The sequence below is a fragment of the Arcicella lustrica genome (assembly GCF_034930985.1).
Lineage (GTDB): Bacteria > Bacteroidota > Bacteroidia > Cytophagales > Spirosomataceae > Arcicella > Arcicella lustrica.
In genome coordinates this window covers 23,975-48,049 of sequence record NZ_JAYGIM010000007.1, presented here as the reverse complement: position 1 = coordinate 48,049, position 24,075 = coordinate 23,975, and the positions used below count along the sequence as shown (strand labels likewise).

Here is a 24,075-nt window from a genome sequence, read left to right as displayed (position 1 = left end):
AAAATGTGTATTTATTAACAAAAAAATAACAAAATGAAAGAAACGATTAGAAAAATGTATGATGATTTATCAACTGCGGATAAACAAATATTTCGTGAAATGGTAATGAAAAAGTTTTATTTGGGCGAAGATGCTGTTTATAACAGGCTCAAAGGTTTTAGAACTTCATTCAGCTTTAAAGAAGCCAATACAATAGCCAACTGGTTTGAACTTAACGAAAAACAAAAGTACTGCTTGAAGAGTAACGAAGAGGTTTTTGATTTAGCTGGAATCCCTTATCCTGTAGCATCATGGAACTTTTAAATCTTTACTATTACAAAGTAAAAACTGATAATGGGAAAAACGCTTTGATATTGGCTTTTGAAAAACTGGATTTGCCTAGAGCGGTTTTTGAAAGGATGAAAGATGATTGCGGTTTTATTGAAGATTCTTTAACAGAAATGTCTTTATTTTCTTTCACAGTTGAATGTTTTAACAATCCTTTATATGAGGTTTTTTGTAGGGTTTATAAAAGTAAAGACCAAGCTCCGCTTTTAAATGTTTACAAAATTAAAGAACAACAAACCTTTAACAGTTTTTTCAAATGAACTCAAAACAACTCATTTCCGACTTTATTACTCTTATCGGTACTTGTTTCTTAATCTTCACATTTTTCTTTTATGTGTTATGAGAGCTATTATTTTTTCAGGAGTAACGTTTATGCTTATCGTTATTCTTTCAATCATTATCAAAATGATTAAAAACTACCTTGAACACTTCAACAAAGATGATGAGATAACCCACATCTAAAAACACAAACAATCATGCAAATCGAAATGCCAATTTTCGACGAATGTGCAAACATCGTTGACTATATCCCTATGTCCGTTGAGTTCCCGCATTGTATCAAAAAATCAAATTTTCTGTACACTCAGTACAAAATGATTGATGAAAGTACGTGCTATGAAATCACTCTTTTCAGGAATGGACAAATACAATTGTACAAAGTTGACCACGACAAAGCCAACGAAACAGTAACCGAAACGAGTAAACTTTTAGGTTTCCGTTTTTGGCGTTTTGGCTTCCAAAAGCACGAATTTCAAGCCTGTGAATTAAAAGAGGTTATTGAGAATATAACGGGTTCTTGGATGTTTTTTAATGACCTTTTTGCTAAGTACATGATATGACGCTGAAAGAAATAACCAATCTCATTATTTACGAACAGGAAGCAGAGATAAAAGCCATAAAGCGAGTAAAGTTCTTGCGTGACAAAGCGAAAGATATAATTGATAGTGTTTCGTCTCCTTCGTTGCTTTCAGCTTCTCAGGAACGGAATATAAAGCTTTTTGAAGAAATAGCGGACGAAATAGAGATTTTGAACATTTCAAAAAAAGCACTTTACAAAGTACTTAATGTTCAATTAACCCGTGACAAAGCGGAAAAATCTTGAAGCGTACCTATTGGTTTATCTTAACGTCGATAGTTCCCTTTTTTTTCTCTCTCAAAAAATATCAATAGAACATTATGATTCAATACGACATTGATGGTAGTCAAACACTGATCAAAGAAGCCAAAAGAAAGAAGCCTAAGAAAACGCAATCTCAAAAGGTTCAGGAAAGAGAAACAGAGGAAAAGAAGAGTGACACGGTTTACATGACCATTGAAAAAAATGTAACGCTTAAACCTCACGGAATTGTTACTCATACCATGTTCACCAAGCCAAATGCTCAACAGTCCGAAAAGTCTCGTGAAAACATAAAACCAAACGAAGGCGAATTTAACGGTTATATGTCTCAAGCAACATCACGTTACGTGAAACGAATTGTTGAAAATTGGCTCACTGCTATCGAATTGAATTGCTCGCTTGATTGTGCTGGTCGTGATGATGTCTTTGTAACGTTTGTGACTTTAACACTTCCAAGTAAACAAGTTCACCACGACAATCTTATCAAAAACGAATGCCTTGACCCGTTCTTGGAATGGGTCAAAGCCACGGAAATAAAAAAAGGTTGGAATGTTAAATGTTACCTCTGGCGTGCTGAAAGTCAGAAAAACGGGAATTTGCATTTCCATTTAATTGTGGATAGATGGATTGACCATGAAGCTATCCGAAAACGGTGGAATCAACTAATTAACCGTTTGGGATATGTGGATATGTACCGAATGACTCAAAACTATATTTACAAAGAAGGTTTCGTTTTGCGTGAAGAGCAACTCGAAAAGCAAATTGAAAATTTGCAATATGTATTTCAAGGTGCTTTAAAAGATGCAAAATACATTCCTGATACTAAATACAAAGATTGTCCTTTGGTAAAAGACTTTATGAACGGGCTTCTTCATCAACATTTTTCCGATAAAGTATTTGATAGAAAAAAGGTTCAATATGATATTATTGGTGGAAAAGTAAAAAAGGTTGAGGGCTTTGGTTTAGACTACGATTCTGCAAAAATGTTGGCTTATAGGATGCAAGTCAACGCATACGAAAAGGGAGTTTCTGAGGGATGGAAAAACCCGAATACCTCAGATATTCACAAACTGAATAACATCAATTCAATTTCTGCTTACATCACAAAATATGTTTCAAAATCAGATATTAAAACGCCACGGCTTGCAGATAATCAAAAGTTGATTGATGGCTATATCTACACGCTCAAAGAAGGCGGTTCGTGGGATAATAATAATGATTGGTTGGATGAAACAAAGTACATCGTAGAATTTGAAAGCCGTAAAGTTCAAGGTCGGATTTGGGGCAAAAGTAGAAATCTTTCAGATGGTGAAAACGGTAAACAAATTTCAGCACCATCTTTCACCACGGAACTAAAGGTACTTTATACTACTGACCGCTTTGAAAGAAATATTACTCAATTCAGAGATAACGAAATTGTTAGTGAGTACGTCGAAAACGTTAAAAAACAAGTACCTGAGAAAGAACAAAAACGGCTTGCAAAAATGATAGATTCAGAGTTTTGCGAAGTTGTTCCCCTTGGTGACTATCAACAAATTACTGACCACAGTACCAAGAAAAAGAAGAAAGTTTTTAGACCCAAAAAGCAAATTGATTACTTAGAAAAGCTTTCACAACCAATCAAAGAAGCTTACCAAAGCCATTACCAAAATTTATACTTACGGCTTTACGCCGATTAAATGAAGTCTAAAAAAGAAAATACAATTGTTGCAAAATTTGGTAACTGGGAGGTTACTAACGAAGGGGATATTTTAAATAATTCATTTAAGTTTCATATCACTTTCGACCGTCTCACAGAACAAAATTGGATGCTCCATGCCATGTCAGTCGGTTGGAATCTCAATGAGTTTTTTCCTGCTTACTACCAAGCTTGTAAAACAATTGGACTTGACGAAGTAACATTTCAAATAACACATAAATAATCGCAAAATGGAAAATGAAAAATTAATCGCAAAAGAATGTTATGATAAGGTTTTGGACTGTCAGTGTCGTATTGAAGCTATTGATAGTTGGTTACTTTCTCAAATTATAAAGCAAGATTGTGCTTATAGGGAGCTGTGAAAGAAAAAGCATTATTGGTTGAAATGCAAAACTTTTCAAAATATATTATTATGCTTTTAAAATGATGAACGATAAAATAACTATCAAAGAAATGTTTGTATTGAAAATACTTAGAATTGTTTTACCGCCATTTCATCTATTAAAATATCGTTGGATAAATTTTTGGTTTGGTAAACAAGACGGAAATGACCTTTGGGATAAAATTTGATTGGAATACTCAAAGGATTGATTTTGTACAACTTAGAACGATAAAATAATCATGAAAATAATAATTAGATTGAATAAAAATGAAGTTGAACAAAACAAAAGATGGCGTAGGATTATGCTTAAACTTATACTTCATGATATAATGTATGATAGTGACGTTTTTGAGGAATGGGAAAATGAATATGTTTTGTTTTTTGATATTACTAAAAGTAGTTTTAATAAAAAAATGGTTTATTTGTTTGTGTTTCTTCTTAATAAAGTCTTATAGTTTCATTAATACCACAAACAAAACCGCCCGCTAAAAATCAATTTAGCGGGCGGTTTTGTTTCAGAGTGGTTTCAGGTATTCAGAAATGTTTCAGAACGGATTTAAAAAGCTTTCTGAAAACGTTCAGATTTATTTCAGAAAAGTTTCAGCATAATTTCAGGCGTTTTTCAGTAGGTTTTCAGATAATCAAACGGCTGAAATTGCCCTCAATACCCTATTAATTCCTTGATTTCAGCGTCATTTCTTAACGGAAACATATCTTTTAGTATTTTATATACTTCTATATCCTTAAATCGCTGTTGTCCTGCCTTGAATCCTATCTCTGTTTTTACATTTTCAGAAATGTAATTCCCTAACTGAGTATTACTAATGTTTACAATTGTCGAAATGTCTGTTTTGCTCCAAAGTACTTTAGTTTTTGCCATGATTTAAAAGTTTTTGATGGTTTTTACTATACTTAAAATTAGTGAAAAATTCGTACAAAAACTATCAAAAATGTTAGTATGTTGACCACTTTTCGACCGAAAACGGCCGTTTTCGACAAAACTTAAATTAAGTTTTAATTATTCAAAATAATCTTTGTGTGTAAAAAAAGCACAAATGGAATTTCAAACGAACGATAAACTAAGAGCTTACATTCAAAAAATTGATGATTTAGCCGAAACGCTAAAGATTGATATTTTGAAGAATTTGCCTTGGTTATCACCAACGTTACAAAGTCAAGCTTTTGCGGAAAATCAAGAAATTATAAGACTTGGTTGCCGTGTATGGGTTCGCTGGATAAATGATGTTGATAGAACTTTTGAACCTAACATCCAATTTGTTCAGCGAAAAGAAGATAACATTGAAGGAAGAAGAGGGATAAAATTCTGGCAAATAATGTCAAGCAAAGCAAATGCTTATGAATCGTCTCTTTCAAGTTCTTCAAATCTGCAAAGTATAAACCTCATGCCATATTTCGCTAAGATGGCACCGTATGGCGAAATAGTTTTTGCAGTGGCTGGTTTGCTTTCGGATTCTTCTGGAAAAGTACAGTATGTGCAAAATTTGATTCTTGATGACTTTTCAAAGCTTGTTAACTGCTTTTTTGAATTTATTGATGAATACAAAAAAGAATTTGCTTTACAATTTCCCGACCTTATCACAAAGCCAAAGGAAAACAATAATGTAGGTTCTGTGGATGGTTCAGGTTTATCAAACTTACAAACAAGCACGCCTGTAAGTTCTGCCAACGTTCCGCAATCAATCACGGATTTTGTTTCAAAAAATCAGAATTATATCGCTGGTGGTATTGCTATTTTTCTAGGCTATCAAATTTTAAAATCTCGTAATAATGCGTAAAGGATTAATAACATGGTTTGTGTTGGGGGCGGTCGCTTGGTTGGGCGTTTTCTTTTGGCGTCGTTTCAACGCATTGAAGGGCTTGCAAATCAGTGTAGGCAATCCAAAGCAAATAAAGTTTGAAAATGGCTTTTTGGTTTGGGTTCAAGAGCTTGTTATCAACAACCCTGATAGTGTTGACCTTATTGCCAACAAAGCCAATATTGATTTGTACGTCAATACTAATTACGTCGGTAAATGTTCGCTTAACAGTCCGCAAACTATACGCCCAAATGGAATAAGCGTAGTAAACGTAAACATAGTTTGCACAACGCTTGACCTTGCAAAAGCTTTGGGGTATAGCGTACTGGAATTGCTAAAACTGAAAACTATCAAGTTTGATTTTGAGGGCAATATCGGGGCTTATGGTTTTACCGCTCCAATTTCAATTTCTCAATCACTCAACATTTCACAAATTTTTTGATATGGCAAATTATGTATATGGTGAAAAGCCATTAACTGGCAATTGGTACGATACTGGATGGGGTGCATGGACTGACGACCCAACACAAGTAATACCAACGGGCTTTTATCCTGACGGTTCGGGGGCTGTAGCACCAACACAAGTAAACTCAACGCTTGACGCAAGTACAGTTACCAACATTAAAAAAACTGTTGATGATGCAAAAGCAAATGGAAACACGGCGTTGGTCAATACCCTAAACAGTGTTTTGTATTACGGAAATAGTTTTCTGGATTTGCTTAAAAAAGGTGGAGTTTTAAAAGACCCGATTTCGCCAATCTCAATAAGTAATATTGACCAAGCGAAGGTAGAAGAGTTTGTAAAGTCTGGTCAAATACAATACGTTATTCAGAACAAAAACCCAATTACGCCAACAACACCCGTAAACAGTACCTACTTTGGAATTGACTTTTCCAAACCGCTCACATGGGTAATTGTAGTACTGGCTGGATGGGGTTTGTATAAAGTATTTAACAGTTCACCGCCAACGGTGGCTACTGTAGCATCAAAAGCCAAAAAGTAAAATTGGCACATTAAAAAGGTTTTCTCTCTCAAAATTATATTTCACATTTTATCTTAAAAAAATATGGCTTTTAAGTTTGTTCGCAACGTTGGTTACACTGGAATCAACGCAGTTTTAGCGGAATGTATGGATTCAAATAACAAAACATTCCTTGCTTCTTTTCATCGTGAAAACGGTGCTTTAGTGTTTAGATATTATCTGAAAGATGATATTTTATTAGTTGAACCAGTGGCGGGAATGTACGCTAGTGTTGGTTATTTCCGAAATGATTTGACCGTTGCACCTGCTATTGTTGAAGCTTTAACGCTTGATGGTGTAGGTAATGCACGCCATCCCGACGGTGTACCTTTGCCTTTTGATGCTGGTTTAGTTGCTGCATTTTTTCCAGAAATTACCAATTTGACTTGGGTGCCTGATGGAAAAGCGGCTATTGGTTCTTTAACTCCTGCTACCATTAACGCATTGCCAAAAGTGGCGGTTGTTGGTGGTGTTGCTGGTCTTACTTCAACGGCTTTCACAGTAGTTGGAAATGGTGACGGTACAATTACTATTTCAGGTTTGAACGTAGGTGACAAAATCACTATCGACGGTGGAACACAAGTAATTGCAACGGATTCAATCTATACCACCGCCAAACAAACGGACGGAACCCACACCGTAACCGTAACGGGTGTAAACGGTGCTTATGCTGTACCAAGCAAAACAGTAACTACCAAAATCGCTTTATTATCCGCTCCGCTCGACTGGATTACTGCCAACCCTGTTTATGCTGTTGGTATTGCGATTCTTGTCTTTTTGCTTTTCTGGAAATTGATTTTGCCAATGATTAACGGTGAACCAACTTTCCTTACTCCGAACGCAAAGAAATCAAGTTCAAAAAGACGTAAAGCAATCAGAGTTTAGCGTTATCCAAAAATGATTTTGAAAGCCCCGTAATTGGGGTTTTCGCTAATATTTTAAAACCCCAATGTCAAACAATGGCACTTATCAAAAAACCAAAGAGACCAAAGGCAAATGCACCGATTCAGAAATGTATCGAATATGCTGAAAAGCTTGAAGCTTACAATCAAGCAGTTTCAAAAGTCAAAGCAGAAAAAGAAATGAAAAAATCATTGCTTTCTGGTGACACATCCGCTTTGAAAAAAGCAAAGAGTTTATCAAAGAAGAAATAATTTAATTAATTCCCCTATCTAAAAAATAGGGGAATTACAACGACTATGAAATACGAATCAAAGGATTTAGAAAAGTGGTTGAGAATGCACAAACGCCCGTTTTGGGAAATCTTACAAGGTGAGAAAAAACAAGGGCTTTTTGCTTATGATGAACCAGACGGGAATTTAGAAAGTGCTGTAGATGCACTTAACGAGGCAATTGAAACTTTGCCAAATGCGGAGTATAAAATCAGAGCAAAACGCAATCTAAAAGACCCAAACAATTCTTATCTAACTGTTGATTTTGTAGTCAATAATTCAAGCAGTGCAAAGCCATCATCACGAAATCAAACAAGCAATATGCAAGAACTAGAAAGGCTTTATCAAGAAAAACTTAGAGATGCTTTAGCATTAAAAGAAAAAGAATTTGAGTTGAAAATGTTGCTTGATAAGTTTTCAACACTGGAAAAGAAATTTGATACTTTACTCAATCAGGTTCAAGAATTTCAGACCGAAATGTACGATTTGTTAGACGATGGCAAAGTGAACGGCTCAAGAAATAACGTCATTCAGGACGGTTTAAACAATATCGTTTCAAATGGAACAAAAGCAGTCGTTGACCGTTGGGCTGGCTTAAAATCTTAAAAAATACATTCATCATTTTTTGCAATTTACAACTATGGAAAATACAGGAATTCAAGTTTCAGAAAGAGTATTTAATTACGAAGAAACTTCAAAAGCTTTTAATGATTTTATCAGAAACGAGTTTACAAACCCACACACTGGCGTATTTTATCAACAATCCGCTTGTGAAATGTTAGAAAACGTTCAATCTGTTATTGCTCAAAACCCGTCTTCAATCACAGTATTAAGTAACAAACAATTGATGATTGTAGTAGGTAAATTTTTAGGTCGTGAAGACTTCCTAAACCAAAAAGGGGACTTTAATCCAAAATGTATTTTCGCATTTGCGAAAGATGAGTACAATGTTGATTTGTTGGGTCAAATCCCTAAAATGTTTCAACCTGCCATACTTTCCGCAATCGGTTTATAATTTAAAAAACTCACACAATGCCACAATTATATCTTATTCTCGGTGTAGTAACTCTTTTACTCGGAAATCTTAAAGATTTGTTTTCTAGTATCAAAATTGGGGAACAAAACAAAAAGCTTATTCGCTGGGGATTAGTTGGCGTTGTTATTTATTGCGTGTACAAAATTATCGTTCACAACCTCAACAAAACGAATGCACTGTCAGACGTTCACGGGTCACTGGCGGTTGAACTCCATACCGCAATCTATTCACAAGCTTTTAATCTTAAGATTTGGGGTTTAGGTAGTTGGCACGTTGGAAATGGTGACGAACAAGCAGTTTTAGCAATATCCGAACGCATTACCAATTACACACAAGTAGCCAAATTTTACAAAGATTTATATGAAATTGATTTGTACACCGATTTGGAAAAGATTCTTGATTCTGACCAAATCGCACAATTCAACGCCAATCTTCAAAGAAATACGGGTGAACAAATTACAACGGTTGGGGGCGTTGCAAGCGTGCAAACCCCTAAACCGCCCGCAGTTAGTTCTGCTGTTTATTGTAATGCTTCTGGCAAAGTAAATATTCGTTCCGCCAACGATTCAAACAAGGTGCTTTATCAAGTTGATAAGAATACCACTTATTACACGGTTTTCGGTAAAGGTTCGGGTTACGTTGGGGATTTTGTCAGAGAGCGTAAAATTACAATCGCTGGTGTGCCATATACGGCTTGGGAAGTAGATATTCCTTATGAAAAACAGGTTGGACTTGTAAACCTTAATTACGGACTAAACGGATTAATTGTAAAAGAATTTGCCTACATAAAAGCCTAATTATGAATAGCATAACCAACGAAGGCTTAGAAGTCTTAAAAATAGCTGAGGGCTTTCAGAAAGTTGCCTACTGGGATGTTAACGGCTGGGCAATTGGTTACGGGAATCACTACTATTCAAACGGTTCAAAAGTTCAGCAATACGACACTATTACCAAAGAGCGTGCAGAAATTGAATTTTTAAAAGTGTTGTCCAGTACTGGAAAATCTGTAATGAAGCTCGTAAAAGTTCCTCTTTCAGATAATCAATTTACGGCACTTGTAATGTACACTTACAACCGTGGTATAGGTTCTTTTGGTGGTTCGACACTGTTGAAAATGGTAAACAAGAACCCGAATGATTCAGCAATACCAAACCAGTTTGTAAAGGAGTGGGGGACTAATCAGGAATATAAAAAAGTATTGATTGAGCGAAGAGCAAAGGAAGCTGAAATTTACGCCAAAGGTTCATCAACTGACATTTATACAATCTTAAAAACAATTGCTTTTTTGGGCTTTGGTTACTGGTTAATCAAAAAGTATTTAAGCAGAAAATAAACCTATGAGAGCAATTTTATTTATCATTCTGTTTTTTACGAATTTTTGTTCTGGTGCTGACTTTAAACCGTTTTTTAACCATGTTGTAAAAGTAGAAGGTTCAGCATTTACAGTTACTCGTTTTGACCGTGGCGGTGCTACCAAGTTCGGTGTAACATTCCAGACTTTTAACCGATTTTGTGATTTAGAAAAGTTTGTGATTGAGTGCGATAAAGATAATGATAAGAAAGTTACTCCTAAAGATTTGGCTCGTTTGGCACTCAATGACGTAAAGCCGATTTACAAAACGTATTACTGGAATGTTGTAAAAGGTGATAAGATTCACAACCAAGCAATTGCAGAGTTTCTCACTGATTTTGTAGTTAATAGTGGTGCTTCTAAAAATAAGGTGCTTCAGCTACAAAAAGCAATGGGAATAAAACAAGATGGCATTTTTGGAACACAAACAATCAAAGCCATCAACAAACAAAATCCAAAAGTATTATTCAAAAAGCTTTACAGTTTCAGGGTTAACTTTTATAAAAAGATTTGTGCAAACGATAGAACACAATTGAAATTTTTTAAAGGTTGGATTAATCGTATTTCACTCTTAGAACAAATATATTATCATGAAAAATTCATTTAACGCTTTCTGTTTACTTATGCTGGTAGGTGGTTTTATTATGGTTGGTGTGTATCATTCAAATGGCAACCAAAAGCCACAAAAACAAAGTTTTGACACCGTTAAGGCTGTTCAAAAAGTACACGAAATCAATGACGTTGTAAAAACTGAGTTACTACTTGATTCTACAACGTTTGGCGTTTGCGATACCTGTAGAAGTTCGTTTGTTTCAGCATTACAGGAAAACAGAACTTTAGTCGATTCTGTATTAGACGAAAATCTTGTTTTGTACGATAATTGGATAGCTACAAAATCACTCAACGACTCACTGCTTAAAGTCAATAAAATGGTGTTGCTCGAGATAAATAGGAGTAAGGCAATACTTAAAAAGAGGTAATTTTTTTCATAGTTTGGTTAATTAATGTTGTCTGTGATACGGGCAACATTTTTGTAAAATAGCAAGATGAACGCTTTTGTAAAATCGCTTTTAGATAGAAAGATTGTTAGTCGAAAAAACATCAATGACGTTGATTGTATTGTACTAACAAAACCTACTTCAATACTGATTACAAAAAGTATTCAGGAAAGAATCAAAGCGGTTTATCCTGTTAGTTCTGAAATTGGCGGTTGTATTTCGATGAAAGTTTTAGAAGGCGGTTCGCTGGCATCAACCAACGTTTACTTTTTCCGAAACACTCAAACAGATTCATCAAAGTACAGTCCTGACTATTCAGAGTTTTACAGAGCCGTACAACTGATTCAAGCAAACAACGAATTACCGTTTTTCTTTCATACGCACCCGACACATTTAGGAATATCAGGCTACGACTTTAAAAGTGCCAATTTCTATCTAACCAGTTCTTTACAAGATAGAGACGCAAGTTTTTACCCAATAATGTACAGTGATGTTTCGCTAGTGATGCCACAAAGCATTTTTGTAAGAGACGAAAGATTTACGGGTGGTTTGGGTGTTGGGATGTACTCAGGTGACATTTTTCCGCTATCGTTCAACCGATTGGGCAATGTTGAAATTATCGCATTACAGATTACTGCTTTTATTGTAGTGTTGGGCTTATCGAATAGAAAGTATGGTGTTTTGAAATTTTTGTTTATCGTTCTGGCTGTCGTAGTAGCTTATTATTTATATCACAAACCAAAATATACTTCTCGTGAAAACGGGGATATTTTAATCACAGTTTAATTTTTTAACAATGGAAAATTTAGAGTTAAATCGCTATTTATATGATGTAGGTGTCAATATTAATGAAGAGTCAGGTAGAAACGATAAAATGTTCTCTGGGTATTCTATCTCTGAATTAAGAAATATTGACTTAGTTGCCGTTAAGCGTGTTACTGAATTTTACTGTAACGAAGTCGGTAAAACTGGTTATTATAAGTATGATGCTTTAGACGCTGTTACTGTTGATGATTGCGGGTATTGTCTTGTAACTACCAAAGGTTTGAGGCTTAAAAGAAACGTCTCTGATAGAGTATTGTACACTTGGTTTGAAGAGTATCAGGGTTTAACTGACCATACTGGAATTTTAGATAAAGCCGTAAAGGTTTCAAAGCTTTTGAAAAAGCCTTTATTCCTTAAAGAAAATTCTACCATTATCGTTAATAAAAGCTATCAGGTCTATCAATCTATTATCGGGAATAATTCAATTATTAAGCTTATCGACAATAGTACTTTGAATCTTGAGAGTAGTATCTTAAATGTGAAAGATAACAACGTAAGGCTTGAAGGTTTCACCTTGGATGGAAATAGAATTAATAATAGAGGTCTTTTTAATAAAGGTATTAAAGGCATTTATGCAGACAGATGTAAATCTATTTCATTTAATAATATCTCTGTTGTTAGTACTCGTGATATTGGTGTATTTGTGTCTAACTGTCCAAAATTCTCTTTTACTAATTCTTTCGTTGATGATTGCGGTCGTTATGGTGAAGATATGATTTCTGCACAGGCTGACCGAATAGGGTGTTTGATCGATAACCACGTTGCAAATGATAATGAGTTTTATATGTCAAGTGATTGTAATATTGAAAATGTATCATTTACAAATTGTGGACTAGATGGCTTAGTACTGGGTGTTGCTGTAAGTTTAAAAAAATGTACGTTAAACTATAATGGTAAAGAGTTCGGTATAAATGATGTGGGTGCGGGTGGTGTTTATGTTAGACCGCCACAACAAGTAGAAAACGCTGTTATTGATGGGTTAAGAATTATTGATTGCGTTGCTGTTGGAAATAGCGGATTAGGTATTGATGTGGGGAACAATGCAGGTTCTGCATTAAATCCTAAAGTGACAAATTTAGTAGTTTCTGGTAATATCTGTTATGATAATTACCTGAATGGAATTGGTGTAGCAAGTGCAGAGAATTTTGTTATTACTAAAAATATTTGTTACAATAATGGTGTTAGAGACTTATTGAATAATCTTACTCCTAACCTTCGTCGTTCGGGTATCCTGATAGCCTGTGTAAATCCGTTCCCTTTTAAAAATGGAATGGTAGAAAGTAATGTTTGTTATGATTCACGAGCTATTAAAACCCAACAAAACGGCTTAATGTTTTGGGGAAATCCAAAGCTTTTTGGTTCGGAAAATATCGTAGTTCAAAATAATGATTTTTCAAGAAATGCAGGAAAAGCGATTCTTTTTGAATCAAATAGCCCTGTTGTTGAAAATAGTTTTCTGACGGTACAAAATAATCAAGGTGTTAATAGTTTTACTGTTGTGCCTACTAATAATACTAAAGTTGCGCCCGTTAGCTCACATATTTATGTTAATCCTGCTTCTGCTATTAATTTGATTGGGATTGACCAAAGTACATTAGGCAATACAATCACACTTGAAAATGTATCCGTTTTTGATATTACATTGGTCAACTCTGCAAGTTTTAAAATGCTTGGTAATGAAAATTTGGTTCTGAAACAAAATAAACCTGTTACGTTTATTTTACAATATGAAACAGGTGCGTTTGTTTGGAAACAACTTGCTAATAAATCAAGCGATGTTTTTTATAATGGACAAATTGTTTTGCAAAATCAAGGCGTAATTACTTATCCAACTTCAAGCCGTTTCACCGTAAACTCTACTTATCAGGGTTCTTTAGCCACTCCACGTATGACCAAAGCCCAAAGGCTTGCTATCGTAATGCCTGCTGTTGGCTTAAAAGCTTATCAACTTACTGAAACTGGAATAGAAGCCGAAGAAGGGGAGTATCAATATAAAAGTAGTGGATGGGTTAAAATTTCTTAAAAAAAATAAATACATAGAAAAAAATGGAAACATTATTTAATATCTCAAATCATCCTGCGATTAATGGTTTTACTCGCAAAGTTCAAGTAGTTGGTCCATACGTGGACTTTGTACAAAAGACGGTCGTTTGTCCTATCGACATTAAGCATTATCAAAATGAATTGCTTTCTGAAAACTACATACCTACACAACGTGTGGCATTGATGACGAGCAATGAAAAATTCGTTGACGCATTAGGGCAAAGAGTTGAACTTGTAGAAGAACAATATTTCGACCAACAAGGCGTAGAACAAACAAGAAACGTACCGCCTGTAGGTGCTGTTCCTGAATTTGATTTTCTGTTTTCGTATGTAAGCCAAACACCAAACCAAACGCTTGGTGATACTATTTTAGAGGTTCTTCATTTTATGATAGCACGAAACGACCAAGCTGGCAACTTCAACGATTTGAGCAATTTCAATTCATAATCATTTATGAACCGCCCAATACTTTACACCCTAACATTTGTATTAATGTTAGGGTGTATTTCTGAAAAGAAAGCCCGAAAAATAGCGGACGAATATTACAAAAATTCGCCTGGGGAATTTGCCCAAAAATGTGCGGACACTTTTCCTATTCATTCACAATACATTGAAGGGATTACCATTGTAAGGAAAGATACCACGATTGAAAAAGGCATCTTGCTTGATTGTCCAGAACAACAAAAAACATTACGTTGCCCTGATAGCAAAACAATCTATATCAAAACCGTTCGGGTTGATACTGTAGTCAAAGAAAATACTGCAAAGGTTGAATTACTATCAATAAGATTACAGGAAACGAATAAAGTAATGTTAGATGGTGTAAAACTCAATCTTAGCTTACAGAATAAAATTGAAGAAAGTAAAAAGAAATCAGAGCGGTTATTGTTGATACTTATCGCAATCGGTACACTGTTGGGATTTTCGGTTTTACTCAGATTGAAAAATATTATTTGATTTAGTATTGTTGTGAATTACAAAAGCCCGTTCAATCGAACGGGCTTTTTTTTGGTGCTGAAGTATCGTATTTATTTGAGCGTTGACAAAGATTTAAAATCTCTTGTTACTTCGCTTATACTCATTACTATTTTATTGTGATATACTTTGTCTTGGATGATTCTGTTTTCTGAATCTAACAATACAAAAACGTATCTGTTTTGAGATGGTTTATTAGAGCGGATAAACTCATAAGTAAAAATATACTTCACGTTGTTTTGCTGTTTCCTAACGTCTAATTGTTCTTTGAAACTTAGTGAACTTTCAACATTGTATGGTTTTGCTACAATCTCTAAATTTTTGAAATTCTTTCTTAAAGAAGTTTCCCAGTTTTTCAATTTAGCTTTATTCATATAATTGTCAGAATCAGAGTGTTTAAGAAAGAATAATATTTTTGTTTTTGTATCAATTTGCACCGCTTTTTGAGTTGTGCAAGCTTGTAGAATAAAAATCAAAATGATTAGCTTTTTCATTGTAGTATTGTTTTATGTTAAATTTTAGAATCTCACAAAAATACGTTATTGGTTGTATTTTACATCAAATGTTTGGTTTTATCAAGTACCGTCTTTGCGTTCAAAATATCCGCATAATGTCGCTGGGTGGTCTTAACGGATTTATGTCCTAAAATACGGCTTACAATTTCAATAGGCACATCGTTAATTAAAAAGAACATTCCCGCCGTTTTTCTGCCAACCTTAGTAGTTAAATTATAAGGCAATCCCAATGATTTTTCTATCACATCCAAATAACGGTTTAGCGTGTAAGTGTGGTGTATGGGGAGTTTGTAATTATATTTCTCTAGCATTTTACGGGTCTTTGGTAATATTGGTATTATTTGTTTTGACCCAAATCTTTTAGACTTTCCACGCCTTATAATAATTGCATCCCCTACAATATGCTGCTTATAATCGAAAACTTTCAACTCATTATTATCCATCGACGTATAGCAAATAAATAAGAACAAATCAACAGATTCTTGAAAAATTGGCTCACACTTCATTACCTCAATTTTCGCTAACATTTCAGGCATTAAATATACAATGTCTTTATCTGGGTCTTTCCGAAACTGTTCGCAAGAGATAGGGTTACTTTCTAAATATTTTAGCTTAACGGCATAGTCTAACGATGATTTAAGATAGCTAACATTCCTTACCGCATGGTCGTTTTTCATAGTACCTTTTTTTATCAAAAACGTGTAATAGTCCTCTTCAAAGCCATTTTTTATACTAGATAGCTTTCTGTTTTCTCCTACAAATTCCTTCAAATGGTCTAACGAATAATACCATTTTTCAATCGTTTTCTTTTCAAGTGCGTACTCTGTATCATTCAATTTTTCTTTGCATTCAACAATGTATCTTTCGAAAATTTGTGTTAAGGTTGGCGGTGGAATGTCCTTTTTAATGTACTTGTTTCTTATTGTAATTGCGGTGTCGTTCTCATCTTTGAAGTTGATTAAGTTCTTTAAATCCGTTCGGATATTTTCTAATGAATTGTTGTCTTCTTTTACTTCTTTTGAATGTCCTGTAATTAATTGTTTTGTAACGCTCCATAGATTTGGGTTGCATCGAACACCCGTGAAAATGTCTGGGGCTGTTTCACCATTAACGGTAATTCTACAATAGATGGGGGTTAAATTTGTTGTGGGGTTGTGGTTTTGTGTTCGTAGTCTGAACTTGATAGAAAATAGCATTCTTTTTTTTGCAACATAGCAGTAGATTGTTAGCAATTAGGCAAAGTACCTAATTACCTTTCAGTACCTTTTCAAGTACCTTTTTCTACTCTTATGTTAATTAAGAGGTTGTAAAAATAAATAAGTGTGGATTGAGTAGAGGGCAAAAAAAAAGCCACTTGATAGTGGCTTTAAATGACTTATTTTCGTTAATTGCTCCCTCTCCTGGGCTCGAACCAGGGACCCCATGATTAACAGTCATGTGCTCTAACCGGCTGAGCTAAGAAGGATTGTTGTTAATCGTGATGCAAAAGTAGTCTGTTTTTGCATATCATGCAAGTCTTTTCCATGAAAAAAATATCAAAATTTTAAAGAAAAATGTTTATTCCTTGATTTTCAGAATATTACAAATGATATTTTTTTACACTTTTTTGCTTTTGAAAAGCCCTTTTTAACTCATCGGAACGTGAACAACCATCTTTGTTTCGAAAAACTCTTCCTCAAAATAGTCTGAAAGTTCAAAGGTTCTTGTTTTTTTGCCTAATTCCTTCAATTCTTCTTTCATATCTCCTCCTTTTAGATACAAAATGCCATTCTTCAGTTTATTGTAATTGTTGATGTTTACTTTTCCTTTCACCCAACCGTAAAATGGTAAAAGACGAGTAACTGCACGGCTTACGATAAAATCATATTCTCCATCAATTTGTTCGGCTCTGATTTGTTCTGCTTTTACGTTCTCCAAACCTAAGGCATTGGCTACTTCGTTTACTACTTTGATTTTCTTCCCAATGCTATCAACTAAGTGAAATTGGCAATGCGGAAACATGATTGCTAATGGGATTCCCGGAAAACCTCCTCCTGTGCCAACATCCAAAATCTCAGTAAAATCTTTGAAGTTAACGACCTTCGCTATGCCTAATGAATGCAAAATATGTTTTTCATAAAGGTTATCCATATCCGTTCTTGAAATCAAATTGATTTGCGCATTCCAGTGTGCATATAATTCTCCTAACTGTGCAAATTGTTGTTTTTGCTTTTCAGTAAGTTGTGGAAAATACTTTTCTATTAATGTATGGTTGTTTGTCATGTTCTTTTTATTAATTGTGATTGAGTGAGTTTTGAATTGTGAATTATTTGCAGATTTTCGCTCCCAAAGCTCCACTGTCAATAGGAGAGGGATCGGGAGTGAGGTTATGATTATTCTGTCATTCTGCACTCCAAACTCATCATTCAAAAACTCCTTTATTTCCATCTCATTTTTTTCTTTCTGGGAATCAGATTATTTACGCCCATAATCAAAAAGTAAAGTGTAAATATAAAATCCCAAAGTGGGAGTGTTGCTGATTTAAAAATATTATCAAAACGCTGATTGGCTTTTGCAAAAACTATCCACTGAGCGATTAATCTTAGGGCAAAAACACCCAAAACTGCATATAAAAGTACTGTTTGAAGCGTAAAAGGAATTAATACAAACAATAAAATCCAAGAAAATATTTGGGTGGAAGCCAAACTTCCTAAGATTAATTTGTTTTCAAAACGGTAATATTTACTGACCGATAAATGTCTTGTTTTCTGACGATACCATGCTTCCCAAGTACTCTTTGGTACAGAATACATAAAAGTATCTGGATTCAAACAAACTGTTGTATTTTCCGCAGTTGCTACATCATTCATAAACAAATCGTCGTCGCCTCCTACAATATTTGTATGTTTTGCAAAACCTTTGTTTTCAAGAAATAATGATTTTCGGTACATCAAATTTCTACCTACACCCATATATGGCTGTCCTTTTATGGCTAGTGAAAAGTATTGTAATGCCGTAATAAAGGTTTCGTAGCGAATCAATTTATTCAACAATGAGCTTTCTGTATAATAAGGAGAAAAGCCCAAAACGATTTGTTTTTCTGGCAATAAACATTCTGCCATTCCTTTTATCCATTCTTTACTTTGCGGGCGACAATCGGCATCTGTCAATAAAATAACATCGTATTTCGCTGATTTTATGCCTAAAGTCAAAGCATATTTTTTGGCTGAAAGATGTGCTGGTGTTTTTTCTATTTGTATAAATCTTACTTGTTGAAATGCCGAACATTCTTTCATTAAGTACTCATGCGTGCCGTCCCAAGAGCGGTCGTCCATAATGATTACTTCAAAATTTGGATAATCTTGTTCATCTAATAATGGAATCAACTCTTTTAAATTTTCTAATTCATTCCATGCACAAACAATTACTGAAACGCCTTCTGAAGTTATTTCTTCCTGAATCGGACTTTCATGTCTGTTGACTTTGGCGAAAACGAATAAAATAAAAAACAGTTGAAGACCAACAGAAAATATGTATATGCTAAATAGAAAGGGTATCAAGGTATTAAATATCAGTTGGTTAATCTTTTGGGAGTGCAAAGATAAGTAAAAGCCTAAAGGCTATCGGTAAAAGAAGAAAGATTTGTTGATAAAACTCGTAATTTTGTAAGATTTCCGTAAAAATAAATTCAGAAAGGATAACATATCCCTTTTCTTGGTCTTAAAATCCTTTTTGTTCAGCAAATGACTTTCGATATACAACACAATGACCCCAATTCTAAAGCCCGTGCAGGCGTACTTCAAACCGACCACGGACAAATAGAAACTCCTATATTTATGCCTGTCGGCACGGCAGGTTCGGTAAAAGCTGTGCATCAGCGTGAACTCAAAGACGATATTCACGCCCAAATTATCTTGGGAAATACTTATCACTTGTACTTGCGTCCGGGTTTGGACATTATTGAAAAAGCGGGCGGTTTACACAAATTCAACGGTTGGGATAAACCTATTTTAACTGATTCTGGCGGTTACCAAGTATATTCTTTGGCTGGAACTGGTAGAAAAATTAAAGAAGAAGGCGTTACGTTCAAATCTCATGTAGATGGTTCAAAACATTTCTTTAGTCCTGAAGGAGTAATGGACATTCAAAGAACCATCGGTGCAGATATTATCATGGCTTTTGATGAATGTACTCCTTATCCTTGCGAATACGGCTACGCTCGTGAATCGATGGAAATGACGCACCGTTGGCTAAAACGTTGTTGTGAACATTTCGACCGTACCGAACCAAAATACGGTTACAGCCAAACACTTTTCCCGATTGTTCAAGGAAGTGTTTATAAAGATTTAAGAGTAAAATCTGCGGAAGTAATCGCTAGTTTTGAGCGTGAAGGAAATGCCATCGGTGGACTTTCAGTAGGCGAACCTGCCGAAATGATGTACGAAATGACAGAAATGGTAACGGATATTTTGCCAAAAGATAAACCACGTTACTTGATGGGCGTGGGTACTCCTGCTAATATTTTAGAGAGTATTGCTTTGGGAATTGATATGTTCGACTGCGTAATGCCAACCAGAAATGCCCGAAATGGCATGTTGTTCACGACGGAAGGAACAATTAATATGAGAAACGAAAAATGGAAAGATGATTTCTCGCCCATCGACTCAGGCATTAATTGTTATGCAAGTAATTTTTATACAAAAGCATATCTCCGCCATTTATTGAAAGCAGATGAAATGTTAGGAGCAATGATTGCCAGTGTTCATAACCTTAGTTTTTACTTGTGGTTGGTTGGGCAGGCAAGAGAGCAAATCATTGCTGGTACTTTTAAAACTTGGAAAGATGCAATGGTTGTAAAATTGATGCAACGTTTATAAATCAAAAAATATTTAGGCTAAACTCTTCCTTTGAATAATTTTATTTCTTATTTTTAAGGAAGAGTTCTCTATCAATCAGACAGTTATCCACCTGTAAATTGTTACGACAATGAGCCTACAAACAAAATCTTGTGGGAAGTACTATTCCTACATTTGCTACATCTTTTTCTTTTCTTTCATTTTTTGCACTAAGATTCTAGCGCAAAAGAAACTCAATGATTTTAGCGATGAACAGCTGAAAGCTTTATTTCTGAAAGCTCAGGCAAATGGCATGTCCGAATCGCAAATCAAAGAAGCCATGTTGTTGAAAGGTTACTCTTCGGCACAATTTGATACGCTTCAAGAAAGATTTACCAAAAAATATTTTAACAATCTTCAACCGAATTCTCCAAAAGAAATTTCAACGAATCGACAAATAATTAAACCGGCAATTCCTTTTGTTAAAAAAGATTCTTTCGAACATCATTCTTCCAAACTTGCTATTTTCGGAGCATCGCTTTTCACGCAAAATAATTTAAGTTTTGAACCAGATTTACGCATCGCTACGCCCAAAAATTATCAATTAGGTCCAGACGACGAATTAAACATTGATATTTTCGGAAATGCTCTGGATAATTATAAAGTAAAAATCAGTCCAGAAGGAACAATAAAGATTCTCAATCTTGCTCCGATTTACATCAATGGATTAAGTATTGAAACGGCTTCTGAAAGAATTATCAAACATCTTCGCCAACTTTATCAAGGCATCAATCTTCCGCAAAGTGGTGTTTCAGCCCAAATTACTTTGTCGAATGTTAGAAGTATTAAAGTAACGCTTACGGGTGAAGTCAATCGCCCTGGCACTTATACCATTTCGTCTTTGGCAAGTGTTTTTAATGCACTTTACTTGTCTGGCGGACCTTCTGAAAATGGTTCGTTTAGAAATATTCGGGTCATCAGAAATAACAAAATCGTCAGAATTATTGATTTGTATGATTTTTTATTGCGTGCCGACCAAAAAGATAATATCAGATTACAAGACCAAGATGTAATCAGAATTGCCGATTATGAAACAAGAGTAGAAATAGCTGGCGAAGTAAAACGTCCGATGATTTTTGAAGTAAAATCTACCGAAAACCTCAAAGAAATACTACGTTTCGCTGGCGGATTTACGGATAAAGCTTATACCAATTTAATTTCACTCAAAAGAAATACGGCAACAGGTTTAAAGCTTTTCAACATTACTGAAAACGAAGTATTGAATTTTATCCCTAAAAATGGCGATAAATATACGGTTGGAGCAATTCTGGATCGCTACGAAAATAGAGTACAAATAAAAGGCGCTGTTTTTAGAGCTGGAGAATATGCTTTGGAAACGGAACTGAGTACAGTAAAAGAATTAATCAAAAAAGCCGAAGGTTTGAAAGAAGAAGCCTTTTTGAATCGTGCAACAATTACTCGAAAACAAGAAAATAACGAACCCATTATCATTGCTTTTGATGTTGGTAAATTGCTAAAAGGTGAAATTGAAGATATTCCTTTACAAAGAGAAGATATTGTCGAAATCAGTAATATTCCTTCTCTCCGAGAAAAAAGAACAATTAGCATTTACGGAGAAGTAAACAAAACTGGTGTGTTTGATTTTGTAGAAGGATTAACAATTGAAGACTTAATCCTTTTCGCTAAAGGTTTTACAGATGCGGCAAGTAATACTGAAATTGAACTTTCAAGACGGATATTAGATGCTGAAGAAAATAAAACTAATCCCGAACAAGTGAAAATTTTCACCTTTAAAATTGACCGAAATTTAAAAATATTATCTGAAAATTCAGGATTCAAATTGCAAGCCTTTGATAGAATTTACGTTCGTAAGTCGCCAAATTATGCCGTTCAAAAATCGGTAAGAATAGATGGAGAAGTAAATTTTTCTGGCGTTTATACGATAAAAGATAAATCTCAACGCATTACAGATTTGATTCATTTGGCGGGAGGTTTGAAAAAAGAGGCTTTTCCGAAAGGAGCAAAATTTATGCGAGACAGTTCTGTTTTGGCAATAGATTTAGCCTATATTTTACAAAATCCCAATAGTTCGGACAACCTTTTGTTACTCAATGGCGATTATCTTGAAATTCCAAGAGCAATAGAAACCGTAAAATTGTCTGGAGAATTCTTGAATCCAGTTGCGGTTACTTTTCGTCAACATCTTAACGTAAAAGATTATATCCGACAAGCGGGAGGTTTTACAGACAAAGCCAACAAACGAAAATTGTATGTAAAATACTCCAACGGCATTTCTGATAAAACCCGCACTTTTCTGTTTTTCCATACTTATCCTAAAGTTGAACAAGGAGCAGAAATCATTGTTCCAAGCCTACAAAATGAAAATGTGCATAAACTTTCTACGGGTGAGCGTATCGCTTTAGTGGGGGCAATTACTTCGGTTTCCTATTTATTGGTCAATATTAGTAATAACTTAAAATAAATCTATACCATGAAATCTAACCCTATTTTTAATAATTCCAAGCTCTTTCCTTTGCTTCATTTAATACTTCAGAAGAAATGTAAAATATTCATTTTTAGTACTTTATTTACTTGTTTGGGCATTTGGATAGCCTATAATATTCCAAATGAATATACTTCGCAAGTACAGATTTTACCCGAATTAGAAATCAAAGAAGGCTCTGAAAGTATGAATAATTTTAAATCTTTGGCTGGACTTGCTGGCGTTGACCTGAGTAGTTTTGGTTCAACCGAAGCCGTTCGACCAGATTTATACCCTAATATTTTACAAAGTACGCCTTTTTTGATGCAACTACTTCATTTAAAAGTTCACTCAATCGAACATCAGCGAGAAATGCTTGTTTCGGATTATCTAAAGGAATGTAGTAAAAAGGAAATACTTGTAAAACTCGTTGGGGAATATAATAAAAGAGAATTTCACAACTTGAATGAACCAAAAATTACTCCAGAATTGATTCATTTGAATAAAGAAGAGGATTTACAAATTCGAGAATTGCATAAAAGAGTTGTGACTTATTTAGACAAAAAAACAGGTGTAATTACGATGTCAGTAAAAATGCAAGACCCTGTAATTGCCGCTACCCTTGCCAAATTTACGCAAGATTATCTATTAAATTATGTGATTCAGTATCGAACAGAAAAAACGCAAAAAGACATAGATTTCTTATCCTCACGAATCAATGAAGCTCAAAAACATTATGAAAACGCCCTTTTTGCGTACTCGCATTATCAGGATATGAACAGGAATTTATTCTTGAACATCGCCAAAGATGAAGGCAAAAAATTACAACATGAAGTAGAATTGGCTTATAATCTTTACACCCAATTGGCTACACAATTAGAAGAAACGAAAATTAGAATTCACAGAGAAACACCCGTTTTTAAAGTATTAGAACCCGCACAAATACCTGTGAAGAAAAGTAGTCCATCGAGGGGAATTATCATTGTAGGCTTTACTCTGTTAGGTTTGTTCATTTCTGTTGTAGGTATCACGGTTAGAAATTTTCACTTTTCTGAAGTCTTTAAGGCTTGAATACCTTAAAAACCTAAAATTGCATACCCTCAAGTCTTAAAGTCAGTAAATCCTAAAATCTAAAAAGAAAAGTCTTGATTCTTATCTCTTGAATCTAAAATCTTAAAGTCCTCCAGTTCTAAAATCTCAAAAACAGTCTTGCTTCTTGTCTCTTGTGTCTAAAGTCGTAAAGTCCAAAATCATCAAGTCTCGAAATAAAAAAATACAATTTATCAGTTTTCGTCATACCTTTGTCTTACAATCACAAAAAGGGGTGCCTTAATATAACGGGCTGAGATTATACCCACTGAACCTGATGCGGGTAATTCCGTCGAAGGGATTTTGTAAATTTGGTTTTGCGTTATAATGACGTAAACAGATTTAAAATCAATCAATCACATAGGGTTTCACATTGTTAAATCTAACGGG

Annotated in this window: 30 protein-coding genes, 1 tRNA gene and 1 riboswitch; of the genes, 25 read left to right on the top strand and 6 right to left on the bottom strand. The window is 34.6% G+C overall.

Annotated elements, in window-relative coordinates:
• Window positions 1-33 precede the first annotated feature (33 nt).
• From VB798_RS09585 to VB798_RS09555, 7 genes are all read left to right on the top strand, one after another.
• Complete coding sequence (locus VB798_RS09585) at window positions 34-303, top strand: hypothetical protein (RefSeq protein WP_323258256.1); 270 nt, start codon at window positions 34-36, stop codon at window positions 301-303.
• Window positions 291-587: a hypothetical protein gene (locus tag VB798_RS09580; RefSeq protein WP_323258255.1), complete on the top strand. Its 297-nt coding sequence runs from the start codon at window positions 291-293 to the stop codon at window positions 585-587. The genes VB798_RS09585 and VB798_RS09580 overlap by 13 nt, the downstream gene beginning before the upstream one ends.
• 216 nt (window positions 588-803) lie before the next feature.
• On the top strand, window positions 804-1,166 hold the full coding sequence (locus VB798_RS09575; RefSeq protein WP_323258254.1) for a hypothetical protein: 363 nt from the start codon (window positions 804-806) through the stop codon (window positions 1,164-1,166).
• A complete protein-coding gene (locus tag VB798_RS09570) occupies window positions 1,163-1,429 on the top strand; it encodes a hypothetical protein (protein WP_323258253.1) in 267 nt (88 codons plus the stop codon). The genes VB798_RS09575 and VB798_RS09570 overlap by 4 nt, the downstream gene beginning before the upstream one ends.
• A 74-nt stretch (window positions 1,430-1,503) precedes the next feature.
• Window positions 1,504-3,123: a rolling circle replication-associated protein gene (locus VB798_RS09565; RefSeq protein WP_323258252.1), complete on the top strand. Its 1,620-nt coding sequence runs from the start codon at window positions 1,504-1,506 to the stop codon at window positions 3,121-3,123.
• Complete coding sequence (locus tag VB798_RS09560) at window positions 3,124-3,366, top strand: hypothetical protein (RefSeq protein ID WP_323258251.1); 243 nt, start codon at window positions 3,124-3,126, stop codon at window positions 3,364-3,366.
• Window positions 3,367-3,566: 200 nt separating this feature from the next.
• Entirely contained in the window at window positions 3,567-3,713 is a 147-nt protein-coding gene (locus VB798_RS09555) for a hypothetical protein (RefSeq protein ID WP_323258250.1), read from the top strand.
• A gap of 473 nt (window positions 3,714-4,186) precedes the next feature.
• On the opposite strand, the gene VB798_RS09550 is transcribed toward VB798_RS09555, so the two are convergent.
• On the bottom strand, window positions 4,187-4,405 hold the full coding sequence (locus VB798_RS09550; RefSeq protein WP_323258249.1) for a hypothetical protein: 219 nt from the start codon (window positions 4,403-4,405) through the stop codon (window positions 4,187-4,189).
• Window positions 4,406-4,580: 175 nt separating this feature from the next.
• Between VB798_RS09550 and VB798_RS09545 the strand changes: the two genes are divergently transcribed.
• From VB798_RS09545 to VB798_RS09475, 15 genes are all read left to right on the top strand, one after another.
• Window positions 4,581-5,321 carry a hypothetical protein gene (locus tag VB798_RS09545; RefSeq protein ID WP_323258248.1) on the top strand — a complete coding sequence of 247 codons (741 nt, stop codon included), beginning with the start codon at window positions 4,581-4,583 and terminating at the stop codon, window positions 5,319-5,321.
• The gene (locus VB798_RS09540) at window positions 5,314-5,784 is read left to right on the top strand and encodes a hypothetical protein (protein WP_323258247.1); all 471 of its coding nucleotides are present in this window, start codon (window positions 5,314-5,316) and stop codon (window positions 5,782-5,784) included. The genes VB798_RS09545 and VB798_RS09540 overlap by 8 nt, the downstream gene beginning before the upstream one ends.
• A gap of 1 nt (window position 5,785) precedes the next feature.
• Window positions 5,786-6,346, top strand: a complete 561-nt coding sequence (locus VB798_RS09535) for a hypothetical protein (protein ID WP_323258246.1) — start codon at window positions 5,786-5,788, stop codon at window positions 6,344-6,346.
• Window positions 6,347-6,409: 63 nt separating this feature from the next.
• The gene (locus tag VB798_RS09530; RefSeq protein ID WP_323258245.1) at window positions 6,410-7,249 is read left to right on the top strand and encodes a hypothetical protein; all 840 of its coding nucleotides are present in this window, start codon (window positions 6,410-6,412) and stop codon (window positions 7,247-7,249) included.
• Between the two features lie 74 nt (window positions 7,250-7,323).
• A complete protein-coding gene (locus VB798_RS09525; RefSeq protein WP_323258244.1) occupies window positions 7,324-7,518 on the top strand; it encodes a hypothetical protein in 195 nt (64 codons plus the stop codon).
• Between the two features lie 45 nt (window positions 7,519-7,563).
• Window positions 7,564-8,142, top strand: coding sequence for a hypothetical protein (locus VB798_RS09520; protein ID WP_323258243.1), 579 nt, complete (start codon window positions 7,564-7,566; stop codon window positions 8,140-8,142).
• Window positions 8,143-8,176: 34 nt separating this feature from the next.
• Window positions 8,177-8,551 carry a hypothetical protein gene (locus VB798_RS09515; protein ID WP_323258242.1) on the top strand — a complete coding sequence of 125 codons (375 nt, stop codon included), beginning with the start codon at window positions 8,177-8,179 and terminating at the stop codon, window positions 8,549-8,551.
• A 17-nt stretch (window positions 8,552-8,568) separates the two neighbouring features.
• Window positions 8,569-9,369 carry a hypothetical protein gene (locus VB798_RS09510; protein WP_323258241.1) on the top strand — a complete coding sequence of 267 codons (801 nt, stop codon included), beginning with the start codon at window positions 8,569-8,571 and terminating at the stop codon, window positions 9,367-9,369.
• A gap of 2 nt (window positions 9,370-9,371) precedes the next feature.
• Window positions 9,372-9,905 carry a lysozyme gene (locus tag VB798_RS09505; protein ID WP_323258239.1) on the top strand — a complete coding sequence of 178 codons (534 nt, stop codon included), beginning with the start codon at window positions 9,372-9,374 and terminating at the stop codon, window positions 9,903-9,905.
• A gap of 4 nt (window positions 9,906-9,909) precedes the next feature.
• On the top strand, window positions 9,910-10,530 hold the full coding sequence (locus tag VB798_RS09500; protein ID WP_323258238.1) for a glycoside hydrolase family 108 protein: 621 nt from the start codon (window positions 9,910-9,912) through the stop codon (window positions 10,528-10,530).
• Window positions 10,514-10,903, top strand: coding sequence for a hypothetical protein (locus VB798_RS09495; RefSeq protein WP_323258237.1), 390 nt, complete (start codon window positions 10,514-10,516; stop codon window positions 10,901-10,903). Before VB798_RS09500 ends, VB798_RS09495 begins: the two co-directional genes overlap by 17 nt.
• Before the next feature lie 66 nt (window positions 10,904-10,969).
• The gene (locus VB798_RS09490; protein WP_323258236.1) at window positions 10,970-11,707 is read left to right on the top strand and encodes a hypothetical protein; all 738 of its coding nucleotides are present in this window, start codon (window positions 10,970-10,972) and stop codon (window positions 11,705-11,707) included.
• A 10-nt stretch (window positions 11,708-11,717) separates the two neighbouring features.
• On the top strand, window positions 11,718-13,769 hold the full coding sequence (locus VB798_RS09485; protein ID WP_323258235.1) for a hypothetical protein: 2,052 nt from the start codon (window positions 11,718-11,720) through the stop codon (window positions 13,767-13,769).
• Window positions 13,770-13,792: 23 nt separating this feature from the next.
• On the top strand, window positions 13,793-14,236 hold the full coding sequence (locus VB798_RS09480; protein ID WP_323258234.1) for a hypothetical protein: 444 nt from the start codon (window positions 13,793-13,795) through the stop codon (window positions 14,234-14,236).
• A 6-nt stretch (window positions 14,237-14,242) separates the two neighbouring features.
• Entirely contained in the window at window positions 14,243-14,746 is a 504-nt protein-coding gene (locus VB798_RS09475; RefSeq protein ID WP_323258233.1) for a hypothetical protein, read from the top strand.
• A 71-nt stretch (window positions 14,747-14,817) separates the two neighbouring features.
• Here VB798_RS09475 and VB798_RS09470 read toward each other — a convergent pair whose 3' ends face one another.
• The 5 genes from VB798_RS09470 to VB798_RS09450 all read right to left on the bottom strand — a co-directional run bounded on the left by VB798_RS09470 (window position 14,818) and on the right by VB798_RS09450 (window position 18,818).
• Complete coding sequence (locus VB798_RS09470) at window positions 14,818-15,258, bottom strand: hypothetical protein (RefSeq protein ID WP_323258232.1); 441 nt, start codon at window positions 15,256-15,258, stop codon at window positions 14,818-14,820.
• 59 nt (window positions 15,259-15,317) lie between these two features.
• The gene (locus tag VB798_RS09465; RefSeq protein WP_323258231.1) at window positions 15,318-16,475 is read right to left on the bottom strand and encodes a phage integrase SAM-like domain-containing protein; all 1,158 of its coding nucleotides are present in this window, start codon (window positions 16,473-16,475) and stop codon (window positions 15,318-15,320) included.
• A 195-nt stretch (window positions 16,476-16,670) separates the two neighbouring features.
• Window positions 16,671-16,744: transfer RNA gene (locus tag VB798_RS09460), tRNA-Asn, on the bottom strand.
• A gap of 161 nt (window positions 16,745-16,905) precedes the next feature.
• Window positions 16,906-17,541, bottom strand: coding sequence for a 16S rRNA (guanine(527)-N(7))-methyltransferase RsmG (rsmG, locus tag VB798_RS09455; protein WP_323258230.1), 636 nt, complete (start codon window positions 17,539-17,541; stop codon window positions 16,906-16,908).
• A gap of 155 nt (window positions 17,542-17,696) precedes the next feature.
• Window positions 17,697-18,818 carry a glycosyltransferase gene (locus VB798_RS09450; protein ID WP_323258229.1) on the bottom strand — a complete coding sequence of 374 codons (1,122 nt, stop codon included), beginning with the start codon at window positions 18,816-18,818 and terminating at the stop codon, window positions 17,697-17,699.
• Window positions 18,819-19,001: 183 nt separating this feature from the next.
• On the opposite strand from VB798_RS09450, the gene tgt reads away from it, so the two are divergent.
• The 3 genes from tgt to VB798_RS09435 all read left to right on the top strand — a co-directional run bounded on the left by tgt (window position 19,002) and on the right by VB798_RS09435 (window position 23,667).
• Complete coding sequence (tgt, locus tag VB798_RS09445; RefSeq protein WP_184136688.1) at window positions 19,002-20,135, top strand: tRNA guanosine(34) transglycosylase Tgt; 1,134 nt, start codon at window positions 19,002-19,004, stop codon at window positions 20,133-20,135.
• A gap of 271 nt (window positions 20,136-20,406) precedes the next feature.
• Window positions 20,407-22,596 (top strand): SLBB domain-containing protein, encoded by a 2,190-nt coding sequence (locus tag VB798_RS09440; protein ID WP_323258228.1) that lies wholly within the window; start codon window positions 20,407-20,409, stop codon window positions 22,594-22,596.
• 9 nt (window positions 22,597-22,605) lie between these two features.
• A complete protein-coding gene (locus VB798_RS09435; RefSeq protein ID WP_323258227.1) occupies window positions 22,606-23,667 on the top strand; it encodes a GNVR domain-containing protein in 1,062 nt (353 codons plus the stop codon).
• A gap of 239 nt (window positions 23,668-23,906) precedes the next feature.
• Window positions 23,907-24,003, top strand: a riboswitch (TPP riboswitch).
• The last annotated feature ends 72 nt before the right edge of the window (window positions 24,004-24,075 follow it).

Coding starts and splice junctions, on each gene's coding strand:
- VB798_RS09570 (WP_323258253.1), top strand. CDS start 1,163: ATGACGCTGAAAGAAATAACCAATCTCATTATTTACGAACAGGAAGCA.
- VB798_RS09530 (WP_323258245.1), top strand. CDS start 6,410: ATGGCTTTTAAGTTTGTTCGCAACGTTGGTTACACTGGAATCAACGCA.
- VB798_RS09585 (WP_323258256.1), top strand. CDS start 34: ATGAAAGAAACGATTAGAAAAATGTATGATGATTTATCAACTGCGGAT.
- VB798_RS09555 (WP_323258250.1), top strand. CDS start 3,567: ATGATGAACGATAAAATAACTATCAAAGAAATGTTTGTATTGAAAATA.
- VB798_RS09490 (WP_323258236.1), top strand. CDS start 10,970: ATGAACGCTTTTGTAAAATCGCTTTTAGATAGAAAGATTGTTAGTCGA.
- VB798_RS09515 (WP_323258242.1), top strand. CDS start 8,177: ATGGAAAATACAGGAATTCAAGTTTCAGAAAGAGTATTTAATTACGAA.
- VB798_RS09440 (WP_323258228.1), top strand. CDS start 20,407: ATGTCCGAATCGCAAATCAAAGAAGCCATGTTGTTGAAAGGTTACTCT.
- VB798_RS09575 (WP_323258254.1), top strand. CDS start 804: ATGCAAATCGAAATGCCAATTTTCGACGAATGTGCAAACATCGTTGAC.
- VB798_RS09435 (WP_323258227.1), top strand. CDS start 22,606: ATGAAATCTAACCCTATTTTTAATAATTCCAAGCTCTTTCCTTTGCTT.
- rsmG (WP_323258230.1), bottom strand. CDS start 17,541: ATGACAAACAACCATACATTAATAGAAAAGTATTTTCCACAACTTACT.
- VB798_RS09520 (WP_323258243.1), top strand. CDS start 7,564: ATGAAATACGAATCAAAGGATTTAGAAAAGTGGTTGAGAATGCACAAA.
- VB798_RS09495 (WP_323258237.1), top strand. CDS start 10,514: ATGAAAAATTCATTTAACGCTTTCTGTTTACTTATGCTGGTAGGTGGT.
- VB798_RS09470 (WP_323258232.1), bottom strand. CDS start 15,258: ATGAAAAAGCTAATCATTTTGATTTTTATTCTACAAGCTTGCACAACT.
- VB798_RS09525 (WP_323258244.1), top strand. CDS start 7,324: ATGGCACTTATCAAAAAACCAAAGAGACCAAAGGCAAATGCACCGATT.
- VB798_RS09475 (WP_323258233.1), top strand. CDS start 14,243: ATGAACCGCCCAATACTTTACACCCTAACATTTGTATTAATGTTAGGG.
- VB798_RS09550 (WP_323258249.1), bottom strand. CDS start 4,405: ATGGCAAAAACTAAAGTACTTTGGAGCAAAACAGACATTTCGACAATT.
- VB798_RS09560 (WP_323258251.1), top strand. CDS start 3,124: ATGAAGTCTAAAAAAGAAAATACAATTGTTGCAAAATTTGGTAACTGG.
- VB798_RS09510 (WP_323258241.1), top strand. CDS start 8,569: ATGCCACAATTATATCTTATTCTCGGTGTAGTAACTCTTTTACTCGGA.
- VB798_RS09565 (WP_323258252.1), top strand. CDS start 1,504: ATGATTCAATACGACATTGATGGTAGTCAAACACTGATCAAAGAAGCC.
- VB798_RS09480 (WP_323258234.1), top strand. CDS start 13,793: ATGGAAACATTATTTAATATCTCAAATCATCCTGCGATTAATGGTTTT.
- VB798_RS09500 (WP_323258238.1), top strand. CDS start 9,910: ATGAGAGCAATTTTATTTATCATTCTGTTTTTTACGAATTTTTGTTCT.
- VB798_RS09545 (WP_323258248.1), top strand. CDS start 4,581: ATGGAATTTCAAACGAACGATAAACTAAGAGCTTACATTCAAAAAATT.
- VB798_RS09485 (WP_323258235.1), top strand. CDS start 11,718: ATGGAAAATTTAGAGTTAAATCGCTATTTATATGATGTAGGTGTCAAT.
- VB798_RS09505 (WP_323258239.1), top strand. CDS start 9,372: ATGAATAGCATAACCAACGAAGGCTTAGAAGTCTTAAAAATAGCTGAG.
- VB798_RS09580 (WP_323258255.1), top strand. CDS start 291: ATGGAACTTTTAAATCTTTACTATTACAAAGTAAAAACTGATAATGGG.
- VB798_RS09465 (WP_323258231.1), bottom strand. CDS start 16,475: ATGCTATTTTCTATCAAGTTCAGACTACGAACACAAAACCACAACCCC.
- tgt (WP_184136688.1), top strand. CDS start 19,002: ATGACTTTCGATATACAACACAATGACCCCAATTCTAAAGCCCGTGCA.
- VB798_RS09540 (WP_323258247.1), top strand. CDS start 5,314: ATGCGTAAAGGATTAATAACATGGTTTGTGTTGGGGGCGGTCGCTTGG.
- VB798_RS09535 (WP_323258246.1), top strand. CDS start 5,786: ATGGCAAATTATGTATATGGTGAAAAGCCATTAACTGGCAATTGGTAC.